Raw genomic sequence first — 14,891 nt, 5'->3', positions numbered from 1 at the left:
TTAAACAATGAAAAGGCGTATGCGTTTTCACCTGTAAATTTACCAAATTTGTAGCCTTAATGTAGATATGCTCAATAAGAAGAAAATTGTTAACGACCCGGTGTATGGGTTTATTAATATACAATACGAAATCATCTTCGATTTATTGTCACACCCCTATTTTCAGCGCTTACGTAATATCAAGCAGTGTGCCATGACTCATTTCGTTTATCCGGGAGCCATGCATACTCGTTTCCATCATGCACTGGGTGCCACGCACTTAATGTGCCTTGCATTGGAAACCCTCCGATCTAAAGGGCATGATATTACTGACGAAGAGGCAGAAGCAGTGACAGCCGCAATTTTATTGCACGATATTGGACATGGGCCTTTTTCTCATGCATTGGAAAATTGCATCATTGAAAATGTACACCACGAAACTATTTCGGCGCTTATAATGGACAAGTTGAATGAAGAGTTTAACGGCCGTTTAAGTTTAGCGATTGAAATTTTTAACGACCGGTACCACAAAAAATTCTTGCATCAGCTTGTTTCCAGTCAGCTCGACCTTGATCGGATGGATTACCTGAATCGCGACAGTTTTTTCACAGGTGTTTCAGAAGGGGTAATTAGCTTCGACCGCATTATTAAAATGCTGAATGTTGTTAATGATCGTATAGTTGTTGAAGAAAAAGGCATCTATTCTGTAGAAAAGTTTTTAATAGCACGCCGATTAATGTATTGGCAGGTGTATTTACATAAAACGGTAATTGCTGCAGAAACCATGCTCACCAAAATTCTGAGAAGAGCAAAAGAACTAGCGTTACAAGGAGTTGAATTATTTACCACCCCTCCTTTCAAAGTTTTCCTTTATAACAGAATAACGCAAAACCGTTTTGTATCGGATGAAAAATACCTGAAGGAATTTGTAAAGTTAGACGATCATGATATCAATGCCTGTATTAAAATATGGGCCGACCACGAAGACAAAATTTTATCTTACCTATGTCAGTCGTTTATAAATCGTAAATTATATAGAGTCGAGATCCAAAAAGAACCAATAGGAAAGATTAAAGTGGAAGAAGTTAAACGACAGATAAAGGAACGCTTTGATCTTGAGGAAAAAGACATGCATTACTTTGTATTTACTGACACCATTTCTAATAGTGCTTATAAAAAAGTTGATACAATAGAAATTTTAAGAAAAGATGGCTCTGTAGTGGATATTACCGAAGCTTCCGACAACTTTAATATTGAAGCGCTGGCCAAAACTGTCGAAAAGTATTATTTATGCAGTGTTAAACTTTAAAATTGTTTAGCATCTCATAAAAACAAATAATACATAACGGCATACTGTCAATATTATTGTAGCATGGTATCAGCTATTTAGATTAACTCCTGATTTTAATTTAATTTAATCTAAAAGATACATTTGTTAATATGGTGTATTTTTATTCACCTTTGTAAAATTTTTAAATTTAGAGAACAGCGTTACATGATCCGGTTTACCGCAGCGGAATTAAGTTTATTATTAAATGGGGTTGTTGAAGGCAATCCGGATATTGCAGTTTCAGAACTTGCTAAAATTGAAGAAGGAACCCCTGGTTCTTTATCTTTTTTAGCAAATCCTAAATATTTGCCACATCTATACACAACTGAATCGTCAATCGTAATTGTCAATAAAGATTTAGCGCTTACTGCTGAAGTAAAATGCACGCTAATTCGTGTTGACGATGCCTATTCTGCATTTTCAGTTTTGTTGGAAAAATATAATACCATCAAGCAAAATAAATCAGGTATCGAACAGCCTTCTTACATCAGTCAATCGGCTACCGTAGGAGATAATTTATACCTTGGCGCATTTGCTTATATTGGTAACAATGCCAAAATCGGTAAGAATGTAAAGATCTATCCGCAGGCTTTCATTGGCGACAATGTAACAGTTGGCGACAATTCAGTGATCTATGCAGGTGTAAAAATCTATTCTGATTGTGTATTAGGCAAAAATGTAGTTATCCATTCAGGAACAGTGGTTGGAAGTGATGGCTTTGGTTTTGCCCCTCAGGCAGACGGAAGTTATTCAAAAGTTGCTCAGATTGGGAATGTAGTAATTGAGGATGATGTTGAGATCGGCGCAAACACTACAATTGACCGTGCAACCATGGGTTCAACTGTTATTGGTAAGGGTGTTAAGCTCGATAACCTTATTCAGGTAGCACATAACGTTGAGATTGGTCAAAACACAGTAATGGCTGCTCAGGCAGGTGTTTCGGGAAGTACCAAAATCGGCGAAAACTGTATTATCGGAGGACAGGTAGGTATTGTAGGACATATCAACATTGCCAAAGGCTCGCAGTTCGGAGCTCAGTCTGGCATACACAAAAGTATCACAGAAGAAAACAAAAAATGGAACGGTTCTCCAATAGTTCCCTATTTAAGTTCATTAAAAACAATCAATAGTTTATCTCACCTTCCTGAACTTGAGCGTAAAATTCATGAGCTCGAGAAAACAATAAAGGAATTAAAAGAAGGCAAATAGGCTGTTTTTATACCAAAACCTAAAATAGTATATCCCTTATTTTCTAAAAATTTCAAATTAGGCTGCTAAAAAGCCAGTTTTTAGTAATTTTGCAGGCTGATTAACAAGACGCTGTCTTAACATAAAGGCCATATTTATATTATTTATGGCAACAGCCGAATAAAATTACTCTGAATGAACGTTAAGCAAAGAACCCTTAAGGCTCCTGTAACTGTTTCAGGGGTAGGGCTACACACTGGTGCAAGTGTTACCATGACTTTTAAGCCCGCACCTGATAACCATGGCTACAAATTTCAACGAATCGACCTGCCTGGTAATCCTATTATTGATGCAGATGTAGACAATGTTGTTGATACTTCTCGCGGAACCACCATTGAACAAAACGGAGGTCGCGTTAGTACTATTGAGCACGTTTTAGCGGCTTTAGTAGGATCAGAAGTTGATAACGTTTTAATCGAACTGGACGGACCTGAAGCGCCTATTATGGACGGAAGTTCAATACAGTTCATCGAAGCATTGGAAAAAGTTGGCTTTGAAGACCAAAAGTCTGATCGTGAATACTTCTCGATCAATCAAAATATCCATTATTCTGAATCTGACCGTAAGGTTGAAATGATTGCAATGCCTGCAGATGATTATCGTTTAACTGTTATGGTTGACTATAACTCACCTGTTTTAGGTACTCAACATGCCAATATCACTCATATCTCTGATTTTAGAAGTGAAATTGCATCGTGCAGAACTTTCGTTTTCTTACACGAATTAGAGGCATTATTAAAACATGGCCTAATCAAAGGCGGAGATCTTAATAATGCAATTGTAATTGTCGACCGAGAGGTTAATGATGCTGAATTATCTCATTTGGCTCACGTTTTCAATCGTGAGAAACTTTCTGTAGCCAAAGAAGGTATTTTAAATAACATTTCTTTGCGTCATCAGAACGAACCTGCTCGTCACAAACTATTGGATGTAATCGGTGATCTTGCCTTAGCAGGTATGCCATTAAAGGCACACATCATGGCGGCTCGTCCAGGTCATGCTGCAAACGTGGCATTCGCTAAGAAAATTAAAGCATTAATTAAGAAAGAGCGCAGAGGTAAAGGAATCCCTCTTTACGATACAAATGCAAAGCCGGTATATGATGTTACCGAGATTATGGCCCGCTTACCACATCGTCCTCCATTCTTATTGGTTGACAAAATTCTTGAATTAAGTCAGAACCATGTAGTTGGGGTAAAAAATGTAACGATGAATGAGCCATTCTTCGTAGGTCATTTCCCAGGTAGCCCGGTAATGCCAGGGGTGTTACAGATTGAAGCATTAGCTCAAAATGGCGGAATTTTAGTATTAAATACCGTTCCTGATCCTCAAAATTATCTTACCTATTTCCTTAAGATAGAAAACGTTCGCTTTAAAGATAAAGTTCTTCCGGGTGATACGTTAGTACTTCGCTGTGATTTGATGACCCCAATTCGTCGCGGTATCTGTCAAATGAGAGGTTTAGTAATTGTTGGCGACAAAGTTGTTACCGAAGCCGAAATGATGGCTCAAATTGTAAGAAAACCAAACGTATGATTCAACCATTAGCATACATACACCCACAGGCTAAGATTGCAGAAAATGTAGTGATCGAGCCATTTGTAACTATCCACAAAGATGTGGAGATTGGCGAAGGTACCTGGATTGGATCAAATGTTACCATAATGGATGGTGCCCGCATTGGAAAAAACTGCCGTATTTTCCCTGGTGCAGTTATCTCCGCAGTTCCTCAAGATCTTAAGTTTGGCGGTGAGTACACTACTGCTGTAATTGGGGATGGAACTACTATTCGTGAATGTGTAACTGTAAATCGCGGTACAAATGACCGTAAGGAAACAAGAATAGGCAAAAACTGTTTATTGATGGCTTATACACACGTTGCTCATGATTGTATCATTGGCGACAATTGTATTCTGGCTAACGCAGTTCAACTTGCCGGACACGTAACCGTTGATGACTGGGCAATTATAGGTGGAACTTCTGCCGTTCACCAGTTTGTATCAATCGGAGCTCACGTTATGGTTTCAGGCGGTTCATTAGTTAAAAAAGATATTCCTCCTTATACGAAAGCCGGGCGCGAACCTCTTTCTTATGTAGGTATTAATTCTGTTGGCTTGCGTCGTCGCGGATTTGATTCTGCACAGATCAACCAGATTCAGGAAGTTTATCGTATCCTGTTCATGAAGAACTATAATACGACGAAAGCACTGGATATTATTGATGCAGAAATTGCCCCTACTGAAGAGCGTGATGAAATTGTGAATTTCATTCGCAACTCAAACCGCGGAATTATGAAAGGCTTTTCAAGCAATTAGATTTGAGGCATGAGATATGAGATTTGAGAAATAACAGCTTTGATCTCATATCTCTGTCTTTTTTATAGCTATGAGAATAAGCCTGCAAAACATTGGACGTAGATTTAACCGTGATTGGATTTTTCGCGGAATCGACTTTGACTTTGAACAAGGTCACTCTTACGCCATTCTCGGACCAAACGGTTCAGGCAAATCTACCCTTGTACAAGTAATCGCAGGAAGCCTTAGTCCTTCTGAAGGCTCAATTAATCATTCTAATAAAGGCAAGAATATTCCGGCAGAAGAGATATTTCAGCATTTGAGTTTTGCCTCTCCATACCTTGAACTGGTTCAAGATTTCTCTCTTGACGAAACCATCGATTTTCACTTCAAATTCAAGAAACTACTTCCGGGATTTAATAAACAAAAGGTAGTTGAGTTATTAGGTTTTGAGAAATACCTGCATCGCCAGATCAAAAACTATTCATCTGGGATGAAACAACGTGTTAAACTTGCTTTGGCTTTTTGCTCTGATACCCCATTATTATTATTGGATGAACCAACAGCCAATCTGGATACGCAAGGAAGTGAGTGGTATCTTGATCTTATCCAACAATTCTCCAAAGATCGTTTAACAATCATTTGCTCTAACCAACTTCACGAATATGAGTTTTGTGAGGAAAGACTAAATGTGGTCGATTATAAATAATCGATTTTCCGCAAAAAACCATTAGCAATTACTTAATCCACTTAAGGTTCTCGATTGTTATTCCATTAAAACAGTCATCAACGCAGCCATCCGGTACAAATCCACATAAGTACATTACACCCTCTGTATTACTTTCGAAGAACAGCTGATTATTGTCCTCATCCACCACTAAATATTCGCCAATACAAGAGCGATATAGTTCATCGATAGTTAAAAGTTTTGCGCCACTTTCATGACTACCAAGGTCGCCAACCGTTTCAACATATGAAGCCACAGTATCTTTTTTTCCATTGGAGCCGTTGAGGATAAACCGATGATAGTTCCTACCTGTTACTTTACCATTTTCAATTTTTAATTCAGTAGTGCTACCACCTCCGGTCCAGGAGCCAAACGTCGTTTGGTAAGTATAAGAATTTCCGTTTTGGGCTTTGAGTTTGGTCCATTTTACATAACTCTCATTATAATTCTTAAGAAGTGTTGTTTTGTTGTTATCGCTTTTATCGCATGCAAATAATCCGATCAGGAGAATAAGGATAAAGAACCTGATTGTTTTCATTTCTTACTTTAGATTTATTGTTAACGAATAGTAATAAGTTCTTGCAGAGCAGCATTCAAATAACTACAATTCAGAACTATAGCAGATGCTTATTAACCATACGTTTTTCATTAAATAAATGCTACAGTTTTGGAATTTAGCTCATTTTATAAACTATCCAATCGGTTAATATAGGTTCCATATTACATTGTCTGAATTCTGTGGCAATTTGCCCTCTATGATAAGTTGAATGATTGATTATCTGAAATAAAATATCACGGATACTATGTGTGAACATTTTGCCAGTGCTTAATGAGTAATTGATCGGTAAGTCCAAATCGAATTCATCAATTATAGCCATTGAAGTATTAAAATTATCCAGATTAAGTTCAATCAATTCTGGCACGCTGTAGATGTCCCATGGTTTATAACTTCTATTTGACGGTCTGATTTTACTATTCCATATACCGTGAGAATTTGCGACATGACTATGTAGTTTTATTAACTTATCAGAAACCAAACCTTGGTTTTCAGTTAAAATAGTCAGCGTTTTCTGGTTGAAGTTGAAATTATATTCAAATAACTCTTTAAAAAATGCTTTCATTGGGTTATTAGCTTTGTTATGTATACGACAGAGGCTTTATACTTTAATTCGCAAGCAGATAGGCTAATGTCTGTAAGTTAAAATCAATTAAATAGATTTGCTTTTAAGTAAGGCTACTGTTATTCCCTAATATCTCGACTTCCTTATTTTCTTTACTATTTACTCAGATATCGTTACCGCTATAGTACCAATTCCCATTTTCCTGTGCTTTTAGCAACGTCAATGAGCCGTTGTCCTTGTATAGTCATAAGGCCTTGTTCTATCATTTTTTCCGCTCGTTCTATATTGGGTTTACTCCATTTGCTTCTTTTGGGATTACGTGGAGAAAAGGTCAGATAGTAACTTTCAGCATCCCGTTTTTTGCATAGGCTATCGATCCAGCCAAAGCATAATGCTTCTTCAGTAGCATCATTAACATTAACACTTTGGACTGTACTTTTTTTGTGGTATAGGATCAGCCAAACAGATCTCTCCGTTTGACTGTTTTGCTCCAACCATCTCCGCCATTCCATCCTCGACATGGCATAAATAGCTTGTTTCCCATCTTTTGTTTCCATTGCTTAAGAATTCTTTTGGTTTAAGATTTCAAGGTAATGTACGTTTGTCATCAACCCAAGAACATTTCCAAAAGGGTCAACTACTGATGCTGTAACAAATGTTCCTTTTCCCTGACTATGGTCTGTAATTGGCAGATATTCCTTTGCTCCCATTGCAATCAGTTGGGTGAGGGTTGTTGTTAAATCGTCAACATGCCAATGTGCAATAGCACCCGATGGTTTGGTCGAGTATCCCTCCGGAGCATAACTGCTATCTATTATTCCTAATTCATGTTGATAGTCGCCAATACGAAACTCTGTATAACCCGGAACGTTAAAATAAGGCTCAACACCTAAGAATTCGCTATACCATTTTTTTGCTGCAGCATGATCAGTTGCATAAAAATTAATTGTTGCTAAACCTCTTAATACGTGTGTGTTTTCCATGTTGATTTTGCTTTATATTATTTGTTTAACAAAAGTAGAACAGGGATATGACAGCCTTATGTCAGGGGTAAATTTTATTTTTGAGAAAGTGCAAAAAAATCTTGTAAGGTAATTTTATGCGGTTCAAACTTTTCGTTTTGGATAAGTAAACTTGTAATTCTGTCGAGGCGAAAAATTCTGAACTCTTTGCGCAAACGACACCAAGCGACTAATAGCCAATTTTCTTGGGTGCTTAATAAGGCAAACGGTTCAACAACTCTTTTACTTACTTCAGTGGTATCCGGCTTTTGATAATCGATTACAGCCAGATTAAAGTTGGTTAGGGCTAACTGCAAACTCACCAGGTAATTACTGGTTCTGTCAAGTCCGCTATTTTGACTAACAGCAATCCGATCTGAAAGTAGGTTTGCATTCTCCTTTGTAGTTTGTCGCAATACCGATTTTATCTTACTTATGGCTCCAGTGAATTCTTTAACAAACGAGGCATCCTTATTTCTCAACACAAATTGCTCTGCCGTAATTAATGCATTTGCCTCACTTTCAGTAAAAGTAACTGGAGGGATTCGGTAACCTTCCATTAATGAATAACCTTTCCCTTCTTCTGTCAAAATGGGTACGCCTGATTGTTCCAAAGCTCTAATGTCACGGTAGATTGTCCTAACACTAACACTAAATTTATCAGCGAGCATTGTCGCAGTGATAAGTTGTTTGGTTTGCAGTTGTATCAGTATGGCCGTTAATCTTGAGAGTCTTGTTGTCTCGTTATCATTCATTGGTTTGCCTTGTTGTTGGTAGTGTATTAGAGTAACATTCTTTGCAAGGTACTATCATTAAATTATCCATAAGCGTTTAGCGATGTAAAAATAATTTTAAGTTGAATGAATCGACTGCTTTCACTTCAAAATTAACTATAAGACCCAGCGGTAAATTTCAATTCACAATTTACTCCTAGTCTAAAGCAACTTTTATTGAAGAACACCCAAAACCTCTAGACTGCTGATGGCTATTTAACAAAATTTATAAATGGTTAACATCACCAAATCAACTTCAAGGCCAATTTCATACAATAACCAAACATAGTGACTGAAAAACTTTTTTATTATCTTTGCACCTCAATTTCAAACATTAATATTTTTTATGGCTAAGGCTTCAGACGTAAAAACCGGTAATATTCTTCGTTTTAACAACGAATTAGTATTAGTAGAAGAATTTATTCACCGTACTCCGGGCAACCTTCGCGCATTTTATCAGGCAAGTATGCGTAACGTAAAAACCAATAAATTGGTTGAGTACCGTTTCCGTACAGATGAAGAGGTTACGATTGCTCGCGTTGAAACTCAAAACTATCAATACTTATACGAAGACGGTGAAAACCTGGTGGTAATGGATAACAATACTTACGATCAGATTTACGTACCAAAAGCTATGTTCGGTGATGCTGTTCGCTTCTTAGCAGAAGGAATGCAGGTAACGGTGGCAATTGAAAATGATGAGCCAATTATGGCTACCATGCCAAGTCACGTTACATTGGAAATCACTTACTCTGAGCCAGCTGTTAAAGGTGATACGGCAACTAACGTAACTAAAGCAGCTACTGTTTCTACAGGAGCTGAGATTCGTGTACCTTTATTCATCAATGAAGGAGATAAAGTACGTATCGATACCCGTACAGGGGATTACATTGAGCGTGTAAAAGAATAATTTTCAACTGTATATAACGAAAGCGCCTTTGTAATTGATTACAAAGGCGCTTTTCATTTTTAATAGCTATTTATTAGAATATCTTCTCAATAGTGGATGCTTATAATTACCAATTCGTTGAGAAGAATAAATTCCTGAATTACCTGAAAACAGGAAAGAAACAATACATGCAATTGCAATAAATACGCCTGCCTGAATCCCAAAAAGCTCACAGCCCATTACAATACATGCCAATGGAGTGTTGGCAGCCCCGGCGAATACAGAAACGAATCCCATTCCCGCTAACAAACCGACCGGCAATGGTAAAACAATGGACAATGCGCTTCCTAACGTGGCGCCGATAAAGAATAACGGGGTAACTTCTCCTCCTTTAAATCCTACTCCTAATGTAAATGCAGTAAACAGCAATTTGGCAGCGAAATCAATAAAAGAAAGCTGTTGGCCAAATGACTCAACAATGACCGGAATCCCTAAACCTAAATAGCGGGTGGAGTAAGCAGGGACAACCCATTTTAATAAGCAAATAACAACTACTAAAATACCTCCTCCAATAAACGGACGTAACGGAGCATATGAAATCTTTTGCTTAAAAAAGGCCGATATCTTATGCATCACTTTTGAAAACAACATGGCCGTTATTCCGAATAGTATTCCGGCAACAATAGCACTCAAAACACCCCATTGATCTAAAAAAGGTATTGATTCAATAGGATAATGAGTATGACCCACCTTCCAGGCACGGCAAGTTTGGTCGGCAATTATTGCTGATAATAAGCTTGGTAAAATGGCTGAATAAGAAAGTTGGCCGATAATGAGCACTTCTAAACCGAAAATTGTTCCAGCTAATGGTGTTCCAAAAACGGAAGCAAATCCTGCTGCAATACCTGCGATCAATAGCACTTTTCGATCACGCGGTTTAAATTTGAAAATATGAGTCAACTGGTCGGCAATTGATCCACCCATCTGTACTGCAGTTCCCTCGCGACCAGCAGATCCTCCCACAAAATGCGTAAGAACTGTTGTAAACCATATCATGGGAGCCATTTTAAAAGGTATGATCTTTTTAGGATGGTGAAATTCTTCCAGTAATTGATTATTCCCGTCTGAAACATCTTGACCATAATAATGGTAAATCAAACCGATCAATAATCCTCCTAAAGGCAAGAAGTAAATCATCCAAAAATGATGCTCACGCCAATTGGTCACCCACTCTAATGATAATAAAAAACCAGCCGAAGCTGTGCCCGCCAATACACCAATGATCACACATAATAAGATCCACTTAAATAGATAACCCGTTAACAGGATTTGTTCTTTTAAAGCCGGAATCTTATTGAGGTAACTATTTTTTAGCATAATGTGCCTGACGATTTTTTTAACTGAACGAAGATAAAAAAATTGACTACTGAAAAATCCTTTAAATGCGTAGTTTTTCAAGTCATTAAAGTACATTTGAAGTGCCTAACCTTATATCAATAACCAATTATTATGGAATTAAGTGAAGATCTTTTAACGCGATTAAAACAATTGCAGCAAAAGTATGATGCGATGGGGCAAGATATGAATTCATACCTCGATGGATTACTTTATGCTGATTTTCTAACTTATTGGGATTATATTCATCTTGATACTTTATTAACTTTGCAGCGCCCTAAAACGCAGTTCCCTGATGAAAAAATCTTCATCATGTATCATCAGATTACAGAATTATACCTGAACCTGATCTTACATGAATGTGAACAGATCGCCCATAAAGAAAACCTGACGGCCACTTTCTTTGAAGCACGCTTAAAACGGATCAATCGTTACTTTGAAACATTAATTGATTCCTTTGATGTAATGGTTGATGGGATGGAAAAAGAGCAATTCCTTGCTTTCCGTATGTCACTATTACCGGCAAGTGGATTTCAGTCTGGCCAATACCGGATGATTGAAATTTATGCATCCGACTTTTTAACACTTGTGCCACCAGAAAAACGTGATGCATTAAAAGGAGAATCGGCATCGGCAATCTTCGAAAACCTTTACTGGAAAACCGGAGCGACAGAACTTTCTACAGGAAAGAAGACATTAACCTTAAAACAGTTTGAAGAAAAGTACAGTAAACAGTTTATTAGTTTAGCGGAAACCTTGAAGGAGAAAAACTTCTGGCAACAGTACTTAGCGCTTAAAAGCAAAGGTGAAAACGTTAGTAGTTTAGAGCAACTCCTTCGTAGTTTCGACATACACGTTAATGTAAATTGGAAGTTGATGCACTACCGTTCAGCCGTTCGCTATATGCAACGCGACCCCGAAGATATTAAAGCTACCGGTGGAACCAACTGGCAGAAGTATTTGCCTCCACGTTTTCAAAAACTTGTTTTTTATCCGGAATTGTGGACTCAGGAAGAAGTTGATGAATGGGGTAAAAAATGGGTAGACGAAAATGTACAACCACGCGAAATGTAGTATGATTTTGTCATAATAAAGTTGCTTTTAGGCCTTTATTTTAACAGAATGATGATCAAAAAAATCGGGCAAGTCTCACAAAAAATGAGTAATCTTGCAGATAATTAACCCATTAACAATAAAAAGATGCTTGAGACATTGAATATTGATGTTCAGAAAGTTGCAAAATCTAAAATCAGTTCTGTTGATTTTAGCGATTTACCTTTCGGCAAAGTTTTTTCAGACCACATGTTAGTGGCCGAATATAGTGACGGCGAATGGAAAAATGTTTCCATCAAACCTTACGCTCCAATTGAGTTTACTCCGGCAATGGCTTCTTTACATTATGGTCAGGCTATTTTTGAAGGATTAAAGGCTTTCAAAAACGAGCAAGGCGAAGCAGTAATTTTCCGTCCGGAAGCAAACTTCGAGCGTTTTAATCTATCCGCAGAGCGCATGTGCATGCCAACTGTTCCTGAAGATATTTTCATGAAAGGTATGTCACAGTTAATCGACATTGATAACGAGTGGGTTCCGAACAAGCCGGATCATGCATTATATATCCGCCCATTCATGTTCTCAACTGATGAGTTCATTGGGGTTCGTCCTTCGGCTAAATACATGTTCATCATCTTTACTTGTCCGGTAGGTGCTTATTACAGCAAACCGGTTAAAGTTAAATTTGAAACTACTTACTCTCGTTCATGCCCTGGAGGTATTGGCTTTGCAAAAGCTGCTGCAAACTATGGCGGTGCTATGTATCCTACTATGTTGGCACAGAAAGAAGGTTTCGATCAGGTGATCTGGACCGACTCAAGCAAGCATGAATTCATTGAAGAATCAGGTGTAATGAATGTAATGTTTGTTATTGACGGCAAATTAATTACTCCTCCGGCAAAAGACACCATTTTAAAGGGTATTACCCGCGATAGCGTTCTAACTGTAGCTCGTGATTGGGGTATGGCTGTTGAAGAACGTCCGGTTAGTGTAAGTGAAGTAGTGACTGCAATTGAAGAAGGTCGTTTGACAGAAGCATTCGGTGTAGGTACCGCTGCTACTATCAGCCAGATTGCTCAAATTACCAACGGCACTAAGGATTATATCCTGCCAGATCCTGCAAATCGTGAATTTTCAAATAAAGTTCACAAGGAGCTTGACGCAATAAAAAAAGGAACTGTTGCTGATCCTCATGGCTGGATTTATAAAGTTTAATAGTGACCAATTCTATATAAAAGCGTCCCGATTTAATCGGGACGCTTTTTATTTTTTAGGGATACTGTTTTCTTTTTCCTCACGTTGTCGCTGGCGTTCTTTTCGTTTTAACGCTTTCCGTTCTTTACTTGCTTTGATCCTGTCCTTCAATTCATTAATCTTCAGTTCTTTTTTTCCTGACACCCCAACAGAAGGTTTTAATGCAGAGAATAAGCTTTTCCAAAGAAAATTAAAAATAGAGCGAGACTGATCTCTTGTATAATTTACATCCGCAATTCTAGGAGATAGACCCTGTATCGGATTACTTTTATCAATAATCAATGCATTTACAACTGTAGAAGCTAATCCTTGATTGGCTGTTGTTCCTGTTTCTTTGTTTAATAATTGAACTTCAAGATCATTGTATAAAAACTTCATGTATGTTTTTGAAGAAACAGGCGTTGCATTAATCGTAAAATCCATTCGCTGCAGTGAGCCACTTTTGATCCTTACAAAGGCAAGTTTTTCTACTGCAGGATTCATTCTTCGCAGGTCCATTGATCTTATTCCTCCTGTAACTGTAAATGTCGATCGTTTGGGATCGATGGGAAATTTAAACTCAGCGTTAAGTACTCCCGAACCCATTAGAAAAGCCTGGGCATCTACAGTAATAAACGGTCGTTGAGAATCAATACTGTTGGTTACGTTTCTGAAAGCTCCTTTCAGATTCGAAAAATAAACAGTACCTGAATACCTGGTTCCTTCCGGCACCTCACTGTACTCAATATATCCATCAGTTATCAATACCTTCTTAACGAATACCTCATGAGGTACCTCTTGTAACATTTTATGAAACAACAGCTTATTTTTCAGATTTTTGCGGGGTATGTTTTTATCTCTGAATGACTCAACAGATGGCTTCATAATATCGATCTCATCCACTACTATCCGCTCATCAAACAAAAGTGTTTTTAAATGCAGTCCTTTTATTGCAACGGTATCAGCAGTAATGTTAAACCGGTCGACCTGTTCTCCTACTTTTCTTGCAAACTCCAGTTTACCATAGCGGGGAACCATTGCCACATGTTGCAGTAAAATGGATGAGTCTTTGGTTGATAAATTAAATTGGCCGATCTTAAGATCATATTGTTTATTTGGTGTTGAATATTTATAGCTATCGACCTGAACCCTGATATTTTTCGCGTAAAAGAAACGGGAAGTATCAATATCCGAAAGCGAATCGACAAGCACTTCATCCATCAGGATCGTAAAGTTATTGATTTCTATTGTCGTTGTTTTAGACCCTTTTACCCGCTTGTAAATAACATTGCCATTTACTACTTTAATTTCATCAATATTAATCGACCTGAACAATTTCGATATCAACTGGTACAAATCCTTCGGTTTCTTGTTTTGATCAGGTTGTTTAACATCCAGATCCTTAACAAGCAATAATTGAGGCTGATGAACTAAGAACAATCCTGCATTTAGCTCCCTGTGCATATAAAAACTCCAGAAATCAAGTGAACTCAGCCTTATATATTCAGAGGAGAAAGTATATAATGAGGGAGGAGCAATATTATTTTCTTTCCGTTTTTGGTACAAGATCGTATCCGGGATGAATGTTGGATTTTGAATATAGATTCTCCCTAAAAACAAGCTAATACTAAGACCATCCATCTTCAAAGAATATAGCCCGTTGGATGATCTAGTTACTTGCTTTTGTAGCTGATCCTTAAGAATTGGTTCAAATCGGATAGCCACATAGAGTGTAAATCCGCCGATTATTACTAACAATCCGGTTAAAATACCTCCTATCCAATAAATCAATTTCTTCTTTCCGGCAGCCATAAGCAGATAAAAACATCAAATTACTAATTATTAAGACAA

The 14,891-nt window shown here is 37.6% G+C and carries 15 protein-coding genes; 8 read left to right on the top strand and 7 right to left on the bottom strand.

All coding sequences use genetic code 11. The features are described from left to right. Positions 1–67 precede the first annotated feature (67 nt). The 5 genes from SOLCA_RS20025 to SOLCA_RS20005 all read left to right on the top strand — a co-directional run bounded on the left by SOLCA_RS20025 (position 68) and on the right by SOLCA_RS20005 (position 5,560). The gene (locus tag SOLCA_RS20025) at positions 68–1,288 is read left to right on the top strand and encodes an HD domain-containing protein (RefSeq protein WP_014682299.1); all 1,221 of its coding nucleotides are present in this window, start codon (positions 68–70) and stop codon (positions 1,286–1,288) included. Between the two features lie 189 nt (positions 1,289–1,477). Further along, complete coding sequence (gene lpxD, locus SOLCA_RS20020; protein ID WP_042481743.1) at positions 1,478–2,518, top strand: UDP-3-O-(3-hydroxymyristoyl)glucosamine N-acyltransferase; 1,041 nt, start codon at positions 1,478–1,480, stop codon at positions 2,516–2,518. Positions 2,519–2,692: 174 nt separating this feature from the next. Next, entirely contained in the window at positions 2,693–4,093 is a 1,401-nt protein-coding gene (locus SOLCA_RS20015; protein WP_014682297.1) for a bifunctional UDP-3-O-[3-hydroxymyristoyl] N-acetylglucosamine deacetylase/3-hydroxyacyl-ACP dehydratase, read from the top strand. Further along, entirely contained in the window at positions 4,090–4,872 is a 783-nt protein-coding gene (gene lpxA, locus SOLCA_RS20010; protein ID WP_014682296.1) for an acyl-ACP--UDP-N-acetylglucosamine O-acyltransferase, read from the top strand. Before SOLCA_RS20015 ends, lpxA begins: the two co-directional genes overlap by 4 nt. A gap of 70 nt (positions 4,873–4,942) precedes the next feature. Further along, positions 4,943–5,560, top strand: coding sequence for an ABC transporter ATP-binding protein (locus SOLCA_RS20005; protein WP_014682295.1), 618 nt, complete (start codon positions 4,943–4,945; stop codon positions 5,558–5,560). Between the two features lie 28 nt (positions 5,561–5,588). Here the strand turns inward: SOLCA_RS20005 and SOLCA_RS20000 are convergent, their stop codons facing one another. From SOLCA_RS20000 to SOLCA_RS19980, 5 genes are all read right to left on the bottom strand, one after another. Further along, the gene (locus SOLCA_RS20000; protein WP_014682294.1) at positions 5,589–6,116 is read right to left on the bottom strand and encodes a hypothetical protein; all 528 of its coding nucleotides are present in this window, start codon (positions 6,114–6,116) and stop codon (positions 5,589–5,591) included. A gap of 136 nt (positions 6,117–6,252) precedes the next feature. After that, a complete protein-coding gene (locus SOLCA_RS19995; RefSeq protein ID WP_014682293.1) occupies positions 6,253–6,699 on the bottom strand; it encodes a DinB family protein in 447 nt (148 codons plus the stop codon). A 179-nt stretch (positions 6,700–6,878) separates the two neighbouring features. After that, positions 6,879–7,256 (bottom strand): YdeI/OmpD-associated family protein, encoded by a 378-nt coding sequence (locus SOLCA_RS19990; RefSeq protein ID WP_014682292.1) that lies wholly within the window; start codon positions 7,254–7,256, stop codon positions 6,879–6,881. A gap of 3 nt (positions 7,257–7,259) precedes the next feature. Then, a complete protein-coding gene (locus SOLCA_RS19985) occupies positions 7,260–7,682 on the bottom strand; it encodes a VOC family protein (protein ID WP_014682291.1) in 423 nt (140 codons plus the stop codon). Between the two features lie 74 nt (positions 7,683–7,756). After that, on the bottom strand, positions 7,757–8,455 hold the full coding sequence (locus SOLCA_RS19980) for a helix-turn-helix transcriptional regulator (RefSeq protein ID WP_014682290.1): 699 nt from the start codon (positions 8,453–8,455) through the stop codon (positions 7,757–7,759). Between the two features lie 364 nt (positions 8,456–8,819). On the opposite strand from SOLCA_RS19980, the gene efp reads away from it, so the two are divergent. Then, positions 8,820–9,383: an elongation factor P gene (efp, locus tag SOLCA_RS19975; protein ID WP_014682289.1), complete on the top strand. Its 564-nt coding sequence runs from the start codon at positions 8,820–8,822 to the stop codon at positions 9,381–9,383. A 66-nt stretch (positions 9,384–9,449) separates the two neighbouring features. Here efp and SOLCA_RS19970 read toward each other — a convergent pair whose 3' ends face one another. Next, positions 9,450–10,739 carry a voltage-gated chloride channel family protein gene (locus tag SOLCA_RS19970; RefSeq protein WP_042480257.1) on the bottom strand — a complete coding sequence of 430 codons (1,290 nt, stop codon included), beginning with the start codon at positions 10,737–10,739 and terminating at the stop codon, positions 9,450–9,452. A gap of 132 nt (positions 10,740–10,871) precedes the next feature. Between SOLCA_RS19970 and SOLCA_RS19965 the strand changes: the two genes are divergently transcribed. After that, positions 10,872–11,831, top strand: coding sequence for a tryptophan 2,3-dioxygenase family protein (locus SOLCA_RS19965; RefSeq protein ID WP_014682287.1), 960 nt, complete (start codon positions 10,872–10,874; stop codon positions 11,829–11,831). Between the two features lie 126 nt (positions 11,832–11,957). Then, complete coding sequence (locus SOLCA_RS19960; protein ID WP_014682286.1) at positions 11,958–13,022, top strand: branched-chain amino acid aminotransferase; 1,065 nt, start codon at positions 11,958–11,960, stop codon at positions 13,020–13,022. A gap of 48 nt (positions 13,023–13,070) precedes the next feature. Here SOLCA_RS19960 and SOLCA_RS19955 read toward each other — a convergent pair whose 3' ends face one another. Then, positions 13,071–14,852 carry a hypothetical protein gene (locus tag SOLCA_RS19955; protein WP_014682285.1) on the bottom strand — a complete coding sequence of 594 codons (1,782 nt, stop codon included), beginning with the start codon at positions 14,850–14,852 and terminating at the stop codon, positions 13,071–13,073. Between the last annotated feature and the right edge of the window lie 39 nt (positions 14,853–14,891).

The sequence above is a fragment of the Solitalea canadensis DSM 3403 genome (assembly GCF_000242635.2).
In the GTDB taxonomy this organism is placed as follows: Bacteria; Bacteroidota; Bacteroidia; order Sphingobacteriales; family Sphingobacteriaceae; genus Solitalea; species Solitalea canadensis.
Note: the sequence above shows the minus strand (reverse complement) of the source record. Positions and strands in the feature narration are given on the sequence as shown.